Origin of the sequence: Kocuria sp., assembly GCF_030536815.1 — a bacterium.
GTDB lineage: Bacteria > Actinomycetota > Actinomycetes > Actinomycetales > Micrococcaceae > Kocuria > Kocuria gwangalliensis.
The window spans coordinates 1-13,827 of sequence record NZ_JAUNPE010000063.1; the positions used below are offsets into that span (position 1 = coordinate 1).

Consider the following 13,827-nt stretch of genomic DNA (forward strand, 5'->3'; position numbering starts at 1 on the left):
CGGTGGTTTTCCGCCATAACTCCTAGGTGCCCGTTGCATCTGATCTTGCTGGATAATCAGTGACCATGAGCACCCCCACTCTTACGGCCATGTTTTTTCATGACCTCATAGAACGATTGCATCAGGCGCATCCTCATGGTTACACCCGCCAGGCGGTCCAGTCCTTGGGTCCCTGGGCCTTGTTGATTGATGTGATGAACTGGCGAGCACGTCTTATTGCCCCACGGCCTCGCACCGTTCATATCTCTGAGGCCATGCGGCTCCAACCTGGGATGAAGGCTCACAGCCAAGCCCTGCGCCGGATCTACAGGGATCTGGAGACGGGGGCAGACCTCACCCCGTACCTGAGTAAGGGGGCTGATTCCATCGTGCTGCCCCCAACCCCAGGACGTACGGGGCGCAAAGCACGCCTGGACGCGATGCTCTCTGACTGGGGTGTTTACCACTTCCACCTTGGCCCTTTGACTACAGGCCCATCCAAGCACGTGGGCCGCACCAAGGATTTGATGTTCCTCCTCATTGGCCCCGATGATGCGCGGTTGATCGGGATCTTTGAACATGGCCAATGGGCTGCGGAACAGGTACTTCGGGTCATCGTCACGGAGTGGTTAGAGCACTCAAAGTTTCACGAGCTGCCGGAGGGGGTAGTTCCGGAGGTCAAGGTTGACCCCGCATCCTGGCTGAAACTTCGTGCCTCCGGTATCAACCTCGTACTATCTCTCGACGGGAGATACTTCATGTCCGGAGACATGACTCTGGCACACGGGTCTCTGGCCATCACAGATACGGCCAATGAAATCCGTTTTTTGCTCGAAAAGGCGGACGCTGACATAGCCCGCATGCCGGGCCTGTTTCATCCCAAGGTGAAGTTTGGTTGGTATGGCACCGATAGCGTGTTCGGCTTCAATCCTGTGGTGCCGCTGCCGTGGTGGTTCGACGGGAAGCACTGGGCTCCGCGTCCTTGAGAAGGATTAGCTCAGATGAGAGTCAGGCACGCTGCATAATGTGGTCATGGTTGATGGTGTTGACAACGTGTACAGCAGGCTTGCCCGCCCGGATGCGACAGGGCGGACCGAAGCAGATATCCAATCTGATATTCGACAGCTTCTGCTGGGCGGGCGGTTCAATCTTGATGTACCTCGCCTTGAAGAACAGTTAGATGATGGCACCAGGCGGCGGATTGACATTGCGGTGGGCGCCACGGTCATCGAGGTGAAAAAACGCCTGGACACCGAAGAAGCAGCGCAGGGATACATCCACCAACTCGCAGGCTACGTCGCTACCCGCACGCGTCAGGCGACCTCCCGGTACAACGGGATCCTGACTGATGGGCGCGCCTGGTGGTTGTACGAAGCGGATCCCGCCACCGGCGCTTTCGCACGCCGTTCGGTGTTCACCCTCTCCAGACCAGACCAGAGTCAGGGGCTCGTGGAATGGCTCCAGGCCGTGTTGGCCACCCATTCGCACTTACGACCGACCAAGGACACCATCGAGTCGAACATCGGCGCGTCCTCCCCCGCCTACGCCCAAGACTCCGCCTACCTCAAAGCCCTTTACCATCAGCTCAGCGGTGACCCTACGGTCACTCTCAAACGTGAACTGTGGGCACGTTTGCTGCGCTCCGCACTGGGCACTGGCTTCGAAAACCGTGACGATCTATTCATCGACCACACCCTGCTAGTGCTGGAGGCTATGGCCATCGGCCACGCCTTGATGGGCATTCCTCTCTCGGATGCCGTCAGCGATGTGCCTAACTTCGTGTCCGGGGCGCAGTTCGATAACTCGGGTATCCACGGGGTGATGGAAGCCGGGTTCTTCGATTGGGTGCTGGCTGCCGGGCCCGATGGGGAGAAGTTCGTGTCCCGGCTGATCCATCGGGTCGGAGTGTTCGAGTGGGACAACGTGCAGCACGATGTGCTAAAAGTTCTCTACGAGTCGATCATCAACGCCGCCACCCGTAAGGGCCTGGGCGAGTACTACACCCCTGACTGGCTGGCTGAGGGCATCGTCGTCAAAGCCCTCACCAACCCCCTGGAACAGAAAGCCCTGGACCCGGCCTGCGGGTCGGGGACGTTCCTTTTCCACGCCGTGCGGCACATCGCTTCCGCAGGTGAGGCGGCTGGGTGGGACAACCGCACAATCGTTGAACACGTCCAGGACCATGTTTTTGGCCTGGATATCCACCCGGTGTCAATCCTGTTGGCGCGCATCACGTTCCTGATGGCTTTGGGGGAACGGCTATCGGGTGATCGCGGTGATATCTGGGTGCCGGTGCATCTAGGGGACTCGATCCAATGGTTCCAGCCCTCCCATGGCGAAGACGACACCATCCGCATCGACACCCGCGGGGAAGACCTCACCGTCTCCGATCATGCCGACAGCGGCGTGCTGTTCGAGTTGGCTCATGTGCTGGCTTTCCCGCTGTCGAGTATTGATGATGCGGGGACCTTCGACCGGCTGGTCACTGATCTGACCGAGCTGGCTAAACAGCACACAAGCAGTGCCCGTACCCGTCCCGACCCCAATCGAATTCTGCGCAAATACGCCATTCCCGAAGGCAGTGACGCTGAGACACTGCGTGAGACGTTCCGCCTCCTGGCTGACCTCAACGCTGATGGCCGCGACAGCATCTGGGGATATTTCGTGCGCAACCAGGTTCGACCGCTGTGGCTGTCCATGCGCACCCGCCGAGCTGATGTGCTCATCGGGAATCCACCGTGGGTGTCTTACCGGTACATGACAGCCAGCATGCAAGAACAGTTCCGACAGTTCAGCCAAGACCGCGGGCTGTGGCACGGCAAGAAGCTGGCCACCAACCAGGATCTTGTGGGATTGTTCATCGTTCGGGCGGTAGAAAAGTACCTCAACAATGGGGGCACTTTCGCGTTCGTCACCCCGCTGGCCGTTCTCTCCCGCCAGTCCTACCACGGCTTCCGCTCCGGGAAGTGGGGGTCTGTGCTGCGCGGGCACCTCACCGAGCTTTGGGATCTGGATAAGGTCCGACCCAAAAACGACCTATTCCCGGTACCGGCCGCCGTGATCTTCGGCCAGCGCGGATCCCGCGACCTTGGCACCGAGCAACCAGAGATCGCACACGGCACCCCGGCCACAAAAATGGTGGTTTCGGGACTGCGGAGTCAAAGTGGGTGGGAGGCAACCAATAAGGCGCTGACATTCACGCCCTCTCCCCTCAAAGCACTGACTGCTGATAGAGAAGAAAGTGATGAGACCTCCTACAGAGGGGGAGTTACTCAGGGGGCAAATCTTGTCCCGCGCATGCTCTTCTTTGTAAAGGAGGAGGGTACAACTAGTCGTCTGGGGATGTCGTCGGGGCGGGTGAACTACCGCTCAATGCGCACGCCTCAGGAGAAATCCCCTTGGAAATCCCTCCCGGATCTCACCGGTGTTATCGAGCGTCGATTCATCTACGACGTCCACCTAGGGTCCACGATCGCTCCATTCCGGGCACTCCAACCCTGGCGAGCTATTCTCCCCATCAACCGAGATCGCTTGCTCGAAGAGGAACACATCGAGACAGCCGATAGCACTCTTGCCCAGTGGTGGCACGATGCCACAAGCCGGTGGGAGCAAAACCGGAATGTGACTACCAAGATTTCCCTTTGGCAACAGATCAACTACCAGGGCAAACTTACACATCAATTAGGGGCCCCAGCCCACAGAGTCGTTTACTCTGCTTCTGGAACGTCTCTAGCCGCAGCACGCCTGAACGACCCACGCCAGGTCATTGAACACAAGCTCTACTGGATTCCAGCTCGCAACCTCCAGGAAGCCCAATACCTCAGCGCGGTTCTCAATGCGCCGCTCACTACAAAGACTGTGGCTGAGTACCAGTCACGGGGCCTGTTTGGTGCGCGAGATTTCGATACCTATGTGTGGCGTCTGCCGATCCCCATCTACGACAGCGAGCAGGAATTGCATCAGCGTCTTGTCGCCCTGGCGCAACGAGCTGAAGACGTCGCCGGCCAGACGGATTTGGAGGGCATGGCATTCCAGAAGGCCCGCAAGGTTGTACGCGCCGCATTGGATGCTGGGGGTATTCACGCCAAACTGAACGACGCCGTAGCGGAGTTGCTGGGGCTACCTGAGAGCTGATATCTCAGAAACTCACTCTCCACCCGCCCAGTGCTCATCAGGTCACTGGGCGGGTGTCTTTAAGCCTGCTAGCTAGCGATTACACACAAAAACGATAGTCCTGATGAAGTGCGTGTAGTGAGGTCCCGCTCCACGCCCCGGGGGTTGACGATGCGGCGCGCAGGATCATATATAAAGGCGACGATAGCCTCACAATTCGGGTGGCTCGGATAGCGTCCCGCGTCGATGAGAAGTTCTTCGCCGAGTTTGCGTGTCGTAAGGCTTTCGCGCGTCATCTTTGTCTCAACGATGACGCCCGCCTCTGGCAAAACGAAGTCGACGCGCGAATTTGCCCCAGCGTGCGAGGAAACGTAATCCTCTGGACGCACATCTTCAAAGAGAGTCCTGAGGTACGCCTCGACCATGATCTGCAGGTCAGCCTCGTCTCTGATGCTCTCACTGATAGGCCAATCGGGTGCCCGGCGTTGGAGGGTCGCGAGGAGTTCGGGCAGCCGGCGCAAAGATTGGCTGAGTTTGATGGCCACAGTCTCCGCAGGCGACGCGTCGGGGGCCGCCTCCGCGATCAGTGTGCGTTGCCGTTCTAGCTTCTCGCGGATTTGCGAAAAGGGTTGCTGCCAACGGCCCAAAGGGTAGGAGCCGTCGTCTGCTCGAAGGGCACTCAGTTCACGAGGGTTATCAAGGTAATAGGACACACCTCGCAGAAAGATTCCGCCATCTCGGCACTCATCGAACTTCTTCTGCGCATCAGGCTCCAACAGCCGACGTGCCCGGGCGTGCCACCGACGATAATCGCCTCGTACTTCGGCAACTACCGCGGGATCCGGCTCGGAGGGCTGGGCTTGCCAGTCGGCCATGCGCTCTTCCAGTGCCTCCGATTCTCGGATCAATGCGTTAAAAGTTTCCTCCGAGGGCTTTTGGCTGCTCATGCCCGGAAGTTTATTGGATGTTGTGGTGGGCTGATGCTATGGGTTCTACAAACGCTCGCGCCGAAACAGGTGGGCGGGCATAGTCTCCGCTTACCCATTGTGGCTTTGCTTTTTGGGGCCTGGGCCTCATGTTCCCGGACGTTCCTGTCTGTTCCAGGTCAAAGATTTGACCTGGATGGATGAGCTTTAGAACAGAACTCGGGCATACAGGTGGGGCGAACCCACCGACAGCCGCACCGGAGGCGGGGCATAAACGGTCGTTTGTGACCCCTCTGTTCAAAGATCCTGAAAATGGCCTGTGACTTTCGCTGTTAAATGGCGGTGTTCTGTCGATGCTCAGTGGCGGTCTTTGTTCAGGTGGTGCCGATGACGAGGGTGCTGGCGGCGGCTTCGATGACGTCGTTGGTGATGGTGTCGAGCTCGTTGATCTTCAGGACGCGCTCGATCTGCGGGAAGAGCCGCTCCAGCAGTCGGAAGTTCCCGCGGGTGATGCGGGTGATGGAAGCGATGGCTTGCGCGTCGGTGAAGTCCTCGGGGTCGAGGGTCTTGCCCAGGGAGCGCCAGTGGCGCTGGAGGACGAACAGCAGCTCGTCCGTGCCCAGGGGCCGGTATTGGTGGGCGAAGCCGACACGACTGTAGAACTGCGGGTAGTGGCTGAACTGCTTCTCCAGGCCGGGCATGCCGATCAGGATCAAGGCGATGTTGTCGCGGTCGTAGCGATCGCGCAGCAGCTCCAGCGCGGTGGGGCGGAGCCGTTCGGACTCATCGACGATGACCAGCTGCACGTGGTTCCTGCCGTGCCGTCGGCCCCACGTCTGCGGGGTGATCTGACCGACTGCCTCCAGATGCTGCTCGATGCAGATATTGGTGCGGGTGATCGCCTGGTCGAGTTCATCCTTCAGCACCCGTGGGGTGGTGAGCACGCTGGGGGTGTAGAGCACGGTACGACTCCGAGCGAGGGCGGCGTAGATCTTGGCGTCGCTGTCGGCGCGCGGACCCCAATAGGTCAGCAGGTCATAGGCCTTCTCCCAGTGGGCGTAGCGGCGCGCGGAGAGTGTCTTGCCCACCCCGGCCGGTCCGAAGCACAGACCGATGGTGTGGCCGCGGCGGACAGCGTCGGCGAACTCGGTGAAGCGGCGGTGCTCTTTGGTCACGATGAAGCGCTGGCTCACCTCAAGTCCTCCTTGTAGACTTTCAGCTTCCGCTTCGGTGCTGGGGCTGGCGGCTCGGCTGTCGATGGCGTCTCAGTGGTGTGCGCGGCTACGACGGCAATGCGTTCATTGATGCCTTGGCGCAGGGCGCGACGGCGCGCGTTGCGGGCAGCCTGGATCTCCTTGAGACTGATCTTCTCGTCGTGATGGTCCTGGTTGACGGCCTTGCACAGGAACTCGTCGTGGTCGAACACGCGGATCTCAGTGATATCGCGCGGGTCGTAGCGGATCACCACCGGCCGTCCGACGTAGCCGGCCAGCGTCGGGGAGACGTAGCGCAGCCCCTGGAAGCGGATGCCATCACGGCGCACCACCCGGGACTGGGCGACCGTGAGCAGCAGCCCGTCGAGGTCTTCCAGGCTCTCGGGCATGCGCGGCAGCCAGCCCTCGGCGATCCACGCGGTGCGCGGCGAGGCACCGAGCTCGCTGTGGGTCCGGTCGTTGTAGGTGGCCACGAACCCCTCCACCGCGCTGTCGAGCTCGGCCAGGGACAGCTTCGGCGTCGGCGCGGGATGGCCCTCGGTGATGTGGCCGGGCAGGTCAGCGAGAAGCTCGGTGTTGACGGTGCCGAAGAACCGCTCGATCTTGCCCCGGCCCTGGGGACGGGCGACGGTGGAGTGGATCAGCCGGATGTGCAGGTCAACAGCGGTGCCGGCGAGGTGGCGGCTGATGAAGTCACTGCCGTGGTCGACATAGAGCACGTCCGGCAGCCCGCACATCGGCCACGCGGGGTCGCTCTTGTGCCAGATAGCCTGCCGCAGCGCCAGGGCGGTGTTCATCGCGGACGGCGCACCCAGGAAGACGGTGTAGCCGCAGATCGCGCGGGAGCAGTCATCGAGGATCGTCGTCAGCCAGGGGCGGACTGGTTTGCCGTCGGTGCCCACCACGAGAATGTCGAGCAGCGTGTGGTCACTTTGCCACATCGCATTCGGTTGTTCGGCGTGCCGGCGCAGCACCAGTTCGTGCTTGTCCCGGTAGGACGCCGCGCCCTCCAGGGCTAGGGTGACCATGCCCGGATCGAGGGCACCCGCGATCGAGCGGACCACCCCGTAGGAAGGCACCGGCCACCCTCGGGTACCGCAGATGTCGGTGACCTTGCGGTGGATCGTGGCGATCGCGGGCCGGGGCTTGCTGAGCGCCAGGCCCTCGATCAACCGCACGAGCTCCCTGGGCAGATGGTGGGCGCCGGCGTCCGAGCGCTGGCCTGTCTCCAGGCCCGCGTACCCGTCGGCACGGTAGCGGGCGTGCCAGCGCTCCAGGGTGCGCAGGCTGATCCCGGTCTCCCGGGCCAGGGCGCTCAGCGGGATACCGTCCTCGACGTGCAGCCGCAGGATGCGCCACCGCGCCGGCCCGTCCACCTCACACCTGCTCGGCGACGGCCTCGCGGGCACGGGCCGCCTGCCGATGGCGATAGAGCGTCGCCCGGGACCAGCCGACGAGTCGGGCGGCGTCCTCGGCGGTGCGGCCCTTCGCGCGGGCATCGCCCGCGATTTCGAGCTTCTCCGCGATCACGGCCGGGTCGACCGGGGGTCGGCCGAAGCGGGTGCCGTTCTGCTTCGCCGCGGCGATCCCCGCATTGACGCGTTCGGTGATCAGCTCGCGCTCATACTCGGCCAAGGTCGCGAGCATGCCCAGCATCATCCGGCCCGATGTCGTCTCCGGGTCGATCCCGTCCGAGACCGATCTGATCTTCACGCCCTGGCCGCGCAGCAGCGTGACCGTATTCAGGACGTCGAGCAGGGACCGGCCCAGCCGGTCGATGCGCCACACCACCACCGTGTCGCCGTCCTCGGCGTAGTCCAGCAGACGTTTCATCCCCGGTCGCTCGATCGCGGTCCGGCTACCCGAGGTCACATCGGAGAACACGTCCCGCTTCTGCACCCCGCCCTCCACCAGCGCATCGACTTGCAGCTGCGCGTCCTGCGTCGCCGTGCTCACCCGCGTATATCCCAGAAGCCTCATACCCCCAGCATGGTGCAGAAAGTCCTGGAAGTCACCGCCTTGAGGCACTTTCCGTCGAGACGACTTCGCAAGACAATCCCGAGAGCGCGTTCACGCAGGAAGCGAACCTGAGGCCGACCACCCGCTGAAAGTCTCATAAACCTGTACCCAACTGAGGCACCAGCTCGTCCGGTTTTGCCTGCATCGAAGTGCCGCGCCTTCGCTCTAAAACCTTCCAAGCTTCGCCGCCCGCACGCCATGCATAGCGCGCGCCGTGAGTCTCTCCCTCCGTCGACTTAACTACACCATCCATCCGGTACAGTTATGTCGTTCACGACGAGGGGAAGACGCGCATGTCCGCGATGACGAAGAGGCGACGCTGGTCGCTGCTGGTGACGGTTGGAGCAGGTCTGCTGCTGATCACCTTGGATAACTCGATTCTCTACACGGCCCTGCCGACGCTGACTGAGGAACTGCAGGCTTCGAACACACAGAACCTCTGGATCATCAATGCCTACCCCCTGGTGATGGCGGGGCTGTTGCTGGGCAGCGGAACCCTGGGGGATCGCATCGGCCACACGCGGATGTTTGTTGTCGGTCTGGTGATCTTCGGACTGGCTTCCCTGCTGGCAGCGTTCGCTCCGTCACCCGAGGTCCTGATCGCTGCGCGTGCTGTGCTCGCTGTCGGTGCGGCAGCGATGATGCCGGCCACCCTGGCGCTGATCCGCACCACTTTCACGGTCGAGCGTGAGCGCAATATCGCCATCGCGGTCTGGGGAAGTATGTCGGTCATCGGGTTCGCCCTCGGCCCGATTATTGGCGGCACACTCCTTGAGTTCTTCTGGTGGGGCTCGGTGTTCTTGATCAACGTGCCCGTTGTGGTGCTGGCGCTGGTCGCTACCTGGCTGATCCGCCCGGCCAACGACCCGGATCCCTCGAAGCGATGGGATGCCATCTCCTCGATCTTGGTGATGATCGGGCTTGTCGGAACGGTGATGGCCATCAAAGAGATCGGCCACGCGCCGCCCTCGGCAACGACCATCATTGTTGCGCTGCTCGTTGCTGCCATCGGGTTCTGGCTGTTCGTGCGCCGTCAGCGAGGTATGGAGCAACCTCTGTTGGAGTTCTCCATCTTCGGCAACCCGGCGTTCACTGCCGGAGTGCTGGCCGCGTCGTTCGCGATGTTCGCGATCGGGGGCATCCAGCTCGTCACCACGCAGCGATTCCAGCAGGTCGCCGGATTCAGCCCGCTGGAAGCTGGGCTCTTGGTCGCCGCGGCCGCCGTGGGCACGTTGCCGACAGCGCTCCTGGGGGGCGCGTTCCTGCACCGCACCGGACTGCTCGCGCTCATCACCGGCGGTCTCGCCTTCGCCACCGGCGGCGTCGTGGTGACGGTCATCGGATTCCAGTCGTCCTTCGGCGTGCTGATCCTCGGACTGCTGTTGACCGGAGCTGGTATCGGAGCCGCCTTGGCGGTCGCCTCCACCGCGATTATCGGGAACGTGCCGGTGCGCCGAGCAGGCATGGCCGCCTCGATCGAAGAAGTCTCCTACGAGTTCGGCAGCCTCATTGCAGTGTCCGTGCTCGGGAGCCTGCTCACGGCTATCTACGGCGCACGCGTCGTTCTACCCGACGGCGCCCCGGACGCGGCTGGCAACAGCATCGCTGAGGCACAGGCTGCTGCGCAGGGTGACGCAGAGATCCTCCAGGCGGCGGCGACGGCTTTCGACTCCGCCTACCTCGTTGTGATGCTGGTCGTCGCAGTCGTTCTCGCGGTGGGCGCAGTCATCACCGGAGTGCTTCTGCGCCGGTACCTGCCTGGCACCCAGTCACAGCTGCACTCCGAGCACTGACCGAGAAAGGACCGCCCATGCGGACCAGTAAACGGGACACGATCCTCAAGGTCGCCCTCAGCGTTGTCGAGACCGACGGCGTCACGGCGCTCACGTACGAATCCGTCGCCGCCGCCTCCGGACTCACCAAAGGCGGGCTGCTCTACCACTTCCCCTCGAAGGACGCCATGATGCTCGCGCTGCACGAACATCAAGCCCAGCACTGGGACGAGGAGATGATCCACGCACTGGGCAAGGACCCGGATGAGGCATCGCAGGATGAGCGACTCGCCGCCTATGCCCGAGTCAGCGCCCGCGGCGCCACCGGCGCGGAGTTACTGCTTATGCTCGAAGCGAGCACCCACAGCGAGCTCAGCAAGCCGTGGAAACGAGTCATCACTCGCTGGGTCCCCGACCCCGCCAGCATCGACCCGACCGACCCTCGGGCACTGCAGAAGATGGTCGCCTACCTCGCTGCCGACGGTCTTTGGCTCAGCGAATCCGTCGGCGCGATCCCACTACCCCACCAGCTGCGCGCCGCGCTGGCAGAGCACCTCGCCCGCTCCGTCGCGGACGCAGACGAACTCCCGAGCAACGAGGCGAACCAATGAGCGCAAGCACCCAGCAGCGTTATGGACTTCCGCTTGTGGCAAGAGTCTCCATCGTCGCGGCCTTTCTCGAAGCCTTCACCTGGGCTGGTCTGCTCGCGGGGATGTTCCTCAAGTACGTGACGGGCACAACCGACGTCGGTGTCAGCATCTTCGGCGCCCTGCACGGCGGCATGTTCCTCATCTACCTCGCCATAGCGCTCATCACCGCCATCACCCTGCGGTGGCCATGGCGGGTCACTGCTCTCTCGATCATCGCCGCGGTACCGCCACTGACGACCATTCCCCTGGAGATCTGGCTACGTCGACGAGGACACCTCAGCTGCTGACGATGGCACTGCCGCCCTCGCATCGGCGGCAGGACTCTCGACCACGGACGGCCAGACCACGCTTGTCATCGGTACCACCAACTAAAGCCGCCACGGAGCATCGACAGAACACCGCCATTTACCGGCGAAGGTCACAAAATGGCCGATAGGGGGCCAAAGTGGGGGCCACAATCCCGTGCAGATCAGTGTGCGTCAGAATGACGCGGTGCGACGGCATTTCGGCATGGCTCGTGGCCAGTGCCCCTAGACTCATTAGGCCCTCGGTGCTTTGCTGGCTTCCGGGGCCACCGTGTTCCCGTCGCTCGGCTCCGGGTTAGAGTCGCTCTGGGTCTCGGTCGGACGGCAGGAGACGGGGGCGTCTCCCTCGCTGTAAATCACCAGGCAAGTGTTATCACCGTCCCCGGTGTACAGCCATGCGCGGACCTCGCCGCCCACCATGTTAATGGTGCCTACTCCGGTCTCCGGGGCGTAATGATTGGTGGTCTTGTCCGCGAAGTCGCCAGCGACCTCGCGGGTAGTTGAGCCGCATTCGATCTTGGCGCGGTCGGGTGCCTCACCCTCATACACGCCGCGTTCAATGCTGATCGTGCAGCTCTGGTCGTCATCTGGGTGCTTGATCTTCGTCGGCGTCGCCACAGCTTGCGGGGCGGCGCTGGATTCCTCCTGAGTCGCGGCGTCGTCGGCAGCGCAGCCGGTCAGGGTGAGTGCGGCGATAACGGCGGTTGCGGCCAGTCCTCGGGTGATACGCATGGTCTCGGTCCTTTCGGTTGGTGGGGGTCAGTCGCGGGCGGTGGCGCGCACGCGCGCCACCGTCGATTTGCTCACCTTGCAAGTGGCGGCGGTCTCCGCGATGCTGTGGCCCGCCTCGTGCATCGCTGTGATGCGCGCGCGTAGCTCGTCCGTGACCGCGCGGCGGTGGCGTGGACGGGTCTGCTGCCACTCGTTCAATGTCTCAGTGGTCCATCCGCGGGTGTCGTCGATCCATAAATCAGGGGTCGGCGGTCCGGCCTTGATGAATCCCTGCGGTGTCATGCCCACCACGGCGGCCGCTTCGTTGAGTCCGTGCAGTCGCGCGCCTTGGGGGATAGTCTTAGACATTGCATCGTCCTTTCGGTGCAGCCTCCGGCCCATTGTTCCTGGCATTCGCGCCAGCGGCCGGGGGCATTTTTTATGCCCTGGGTGTGGTGCCGGGGCTCATGGTCAATAGGTCACATGCGGCCTCGTAGGCGCGTGTGGCGGCCTTGGAAAGCTCTACGGCCATGTCTACATGCGCCAGGGACTCCATGCGGCCCGCGCCGCGTGTGGCAGCTCCTCCAACTTCTAATGCGGTGGTCTTGGTGAGTTGGGGATCACCACATCGCGGGTCTGTGGGAAGTACGAGGCATCGCGGGATCTCTGCAAGGTAGGGCGCAAGTGGTGTTGCCGCGGCCCGGCGCTGTAGTGCGCGCAAATTGCCCAGGTAGTCGGCACAGATTTCACGCTTGTCCATGTCAGACAATGTTTCGGGGTTCATATCGTCGTCCTAAGTGGTGGTGCCGGCCGATTCGGCCGGCTGCGGGGATGGCGGCCGCCGAACCTCTCCCCGTGGAGGGGATCGGCGGCCGCGTGGGTGCTAGGTGGCGGTCAGGAGACTTCCCAGCCGGGGTGTCCGTGCCAGGTGATGCGGCTGGCTCCGGCTGCGGGTGCGCCGTAGTCGAGCAGCGGAGCGGATACCGCTTCATCGTGAGTCGGCACATCGTCTGCGTGGAATACCGCGCGGCCGGTGTAGTAAAGCTCTCCGTCGTCGTCATACATGCGGAAGATGTGCCGCTCGTACCCTTCTGCCAGGGGTGCGCCAGCGGTGAGCATCGCAATCTGCGCGTTGGTCACATCGCGCGGTCCGGTAATCCACTTGTCGCCGGTCTCATCGGCCGTTGCCAGGTGATCGCGGGTGATCGTCCATGCGTAGCTTTGCGGTTCGTTTCCATCGGTGAGCATGGGCACGATTGCCACGATTGCGAACGGCTCCCCCGGGGCGAGCTGAGCCATGAACTCTTCGAGGTCTGGGCCGCAGTAAGTTATCGCTCCGTGATTGGTGTCGATAGTCAGCCCTTCGCCGCGTTTCAGCGCCCGTTCTCCCAGCTTGTATGCGTCCTGGTAGGTGTCTGCAAGGTACTGCGTCATGGTGCTGTGTCCTTCCGGTTGTGTGGCGGGTTGTTCCTCCCGTCTGAACACTCTTTAGTTTACTCTGATTGAACACAAGACACAAGACAATTCAGGAGCTTTTTGGGTGAATATGTGGGGTTCCAGATCGGTGGGCCCCACGGTGGCCGCACATCAGGAAGCGGCCGGGGGGCGTCTCCCCGGCCGCTAGTTTTCTAGGCTTGGGTGGCTGCGGTGAGGCGCTGGAACGTAGCCGCCTCTCTATCGGCATCCGTCGCGTAGCCGCGGCGCATTGCTTGGAGAGTCAGAATGTCATCGCGCATCGCATCGCCCCTGGTGAGGGATTGCTCGAATAAGGCGCGGGCCTCGGTCTGGCGGTCGGCGCATTTCAAGCGCTGCACCTCGTGAGCGACCCCCCGAACATAGATCGCACGTCGCTGCCGGTGCTCGGCTATGACTTCATCAAGGGCCTTTACCCGGTCATAGAGCTGTACCGCGGCGCGGCCGTGGAAGATGATTTCTTCACTGCTGGCGACGTCCTGGTTCATGATCCTGTGTCCTTCCGGTTGTGTGGCGGGTTGTTCCTCCCGCCTGAACACTCTTTAGTTTACTCGCGTTCAACTCTAGACACAAGCGGATTGACCACATTTCCGCGCGGATTTTGAACTGGTCCCGGCATGAAGAAGCGGCCGGGGGATCACTCCCCCGGCCGCCTCTCGTGGCCT

At 62.6% G+C, this 13,827-nt stretch carries 13 protein-coding genes; 5 read left to right on the plus strand and 8 right to left on the minus strand.

Annotated elements, in window-relative coordinates:
* The first annotated feature begins 65 nt into the window (after nucleotides 1-65).
* Both Q4E95_RS07435 and Q4E95_RS07440 read left to right on the plus strand, forming a co-directional pair.
* The gene (locus Q4E95_RS07435) at nucleotides 66-965 is read left to right on the plus strand and encodes a hypothetical protein (RefSeq protein WP_303382698.1); all 900 of its coding nucleotides are present in this window, start codon (nucleotides 66-68) and stop codon (nucleotides 963-965) included.
* 46 nt (nucleotides 966-1,011) lie between these two features.
* Nucleotides 1,012-4,113, plus strand: coding sequence for an N-6 DNA methylase (locus Q4E95_RS07440; protein ID WP_303382699.1), 3,102 nt, complete (start codon nucleotides 1,012-1,014; stop codon nucleotides 4,111-4,113).
* A 68-nt stretch (nucleotides 4,114-4,181) separates the two neighbouring features.
* Here the strand turns inward: Q4E95_RS07440 and Q4E95_RS07445 are convergent, their stop codons facing one another.
* The 4 genes from Q4E95_RS07445 to Q4E95_RS07460 all read right to left on the minus strand — a co-directional run bounded on the left by Q4E95_RS07445 (nucleotide 4,182) and on the right by Q4E95_RS07460 (nucleotide 8,212).
* Nucleotides 4,182-5,039 carry a hypothetical protein gene (locus Q4E95_RS07445; protein ID WP_303382700.1) on the minus strand — a complete coding sequence of 286 codons (858 nt, stop codon included), beginning with the start codon at nucleotides 5,037-5,039 and terminating at the stop codon, nucleotides 4,182-4,184.
* 353 nt (nucleotides 5,040-5,392) lie between these two features.
* Entirely contained in the window at nucleotides 5,393-6,211 is an 819-nt protein-coding gene (locus Q4E95_RS07450; protein ID WP_017836498.1) for an AAA family ATPase, read from the minus strand.
* Nucleotides 6,208-7,608 carry a Mu transposase C-terminal domain-containing protein gene (locus tag Q4E95_RS07455; protein WP_017836497.1) on the minus strand — a complete coding sequence of 467 codons (1,401 nt, stop codon included), beginning with the start codon at nucleotides 7,606-7,608 and terminating at the stop codon, nucleotides 6,208-6,210. Before Q4E95_RS07455 ends, Q4E95_RS07450 begins: the two co-directional genes overlap by 4 nt.
* Nucleotide 7,609: 1 nt before the next feature.
* Nucleotides 7,610-8,212, minus strand: a complete 603-nt coding sequence (locus Q4E95_RS07460; protein ID WP_017836496.1) for a recombinase family protein — start codon at nucleotides 8,210-8,212, stop codon at nucleotides 7,610-7,612.
* Nucleotides 8,213-8,544: 332 nt separating this feature from the next.
* Between Q4E95_RS07460 and Q4E95_RS07465 the strand changes: the two genes are divergently transcribed.
* The 3 genes from Q4E95_RS07465 to Q4E95_RS07475 are packed head-to-tail and all read left to right on the plus strand — an operon-like array spanning nucleotide 8,545 to nucleotide 10,960.
* Nucleotides 8,545-10,044 carry an MFS transporter gene (locus Q4E95_RS07465; RefSeq protein ID WP_017836495.1) on the plus strand — a complete coding sequence of 500 codons (1,500 nt, stop codon included), beginning with the start codon at nucleotides 8,545-8,547 and terminating at the stop codon, nucleotides 10,042-10,044.
* 17 nt (nucleotides 10,045-10,061) lie between these two features.
* Entirely contained in the window at nucleotides 10,062-10,634 is a 573-nt protein-coding gene (locus tag Q4E95_RS07470; RefSeq protein WP_017836494.1) for a TetR/AcrR family transcriptional regulator, read from the plus strand.
* A complete protein-coding gene (locus Q4E95_RS07475; protein ID WP_042329407.1) occupies nucleotides 10,631-10,960 on the plus strand; it encodes a DUF3817 domain-containing protein in 330 nt (109 codons plus the stop codon). Before Q4E95_RS07470 ends, Q4E95_RS07475 begins: the two co-directional genes overlap by 4 nt.
* 252 nt (nucleotides 10,961-11,212) lie before the next feature.
* Here the strand turns inward: Q4E95_RS07475 and Q4E95_RS07480 are convergent, their stop codons facing one another.
* The 4 genes from Q4E95_RS07480 to Q4E95_RS07495 form a co-directional block, all read right to left on the minus strand.
* Nucleotides 11,213-11,710, minus strand: coding sequence for a hypothetical protein (locus tag Q4E95_RS07480; protein ID WP_303382701.1), 498 nt, complete (start codon nucleotides 11,708-11,710; stop codon nucleotides 11,213-11,215).
* A gap of 27 nt (nucleotides 11,711-11,737) precedes the next feature.
* On the minus strand, nucleotides 11,738-12,058 hold the full coding sequence (locus Q4E95_RS07485) for a helix-turn-helix domain-containing protein (protein WP_303382702.1): 321 nt from the start codon (nucleotides 12,056-12,058) through the stop codon (nucleotides 11,738-11,740).
* Between the two features lie 525 nt (nucleotides 12,059-12,583).
* Entirely contained in the window at nucleotides 12,584-13,123 is a 540-nt protein-coding gene (locus Q4E95_RS07490; protein ID WP_303382703.1) for a hypothetical protein, read from the minus strand.
* A 194-nt stretch (nucleotides 13,124-13,317) separates the two neighbouring features.
* The gene (locus Q4E95_RS07495) at nucleotides 13,318-13,650 is read right to left on the minus strand and encodes a hypothetical protein (RefSeq protein WP_303382704.1); all 333 of its coding nucleotides are present in this window, start codon (nucleotides 13,648-13,650) and stop codon (nucleotides 13,318-13,320) included.
* Nucleotides 13,651-13,827: the final 177 nt, after the last annotated feature.

What these genes read in the sequence shown, in the direction of transcription:
- Q4E95_RS07435 (WP_303382698.1), top strand. Translation starts at nt 66, where the DNA reads ATGAGCACCCCCACTCTTACGGCCATGTTTTTTCATGACCTCATAGAA.
- Q4E95_RS07440 (WP_303382699.1), top strand. Translation starts at nt 1,012, where the DNA reads ATGGTTGATGGTGTTGACAACGTGTACAGCAGGCTTGCCCGCCCGGAT.
- Q4E95_RS07445 (WP_303382700.1), bottom strand. Translation starts at nt 5,039, where the DNA reads ATGAGCAGCCAAAAGCCCTCGGAGGAAACTTTTAACGCATTGATCCGA.
- Q4E95_RS07460 (WP_017836496.1), bottom strand. Translation starts at nt 8,212, where the DNA reads ATGAGGCTTCTGGGATATACGCGGGTGAGCACGGCGACGCAGGACGCG.
- Q4E95_RS07465 (WP_017836495.1), top strand. Translation starts at nt 8,545, where the DNA reads ATGTCCGCGATGACGAAGAGGCGACGCTGGTCGCTGCTGGTGACGGTT.
- Q4E95_RS07470 (WP_017836494.1), top strand. Translation starts at nt 10,062, where the DNA reads ATGCGGACCAGTAAACGGGACACGATCCTCAAGGTCGCCCTCAGCGTT.
- Q4E95_RS07475 (WP_042329407.1), top strand. Translation starts at nt 10,631, where the DNA reads ATGAGCGCAAGCACCCAGCAGCGTTATGGACTTCCGCTTGTGGCAAGA.
- Q4E95_RS07480 (WP_303382701.1), bottom strand. Translation starts at nt 11,710, where the DNA reads ATGCGTATCACCCGAGGACTGGCCGCAACCGCCGTTATCGCCGCACTC.
- Q4E95_RS07485 (WP_303382702.1), bottom strand. Translation starts at nt 12,058, where the DNA reads ATGTCTAAGACTATCCCCCAAGGCGCGCGACTGCACGGACTCAACGAA.
- Q4E95_RS07490 (WP_303382703.1), bottom strand. Translation starts at nt 13,123, where the DNA reads ATGACGCAGTACCTTGCAGACACCTACCAGGACGCATACAAGCTGGGA.
- Q4E95_RS07495 (WP_303382704.1), bottom strand. Translation starts at nt 13,650, where the DNA reads ATGAACCAGGACGTCGCCAGCAGTGAAGAAATCATCTTCCACGGCCGC.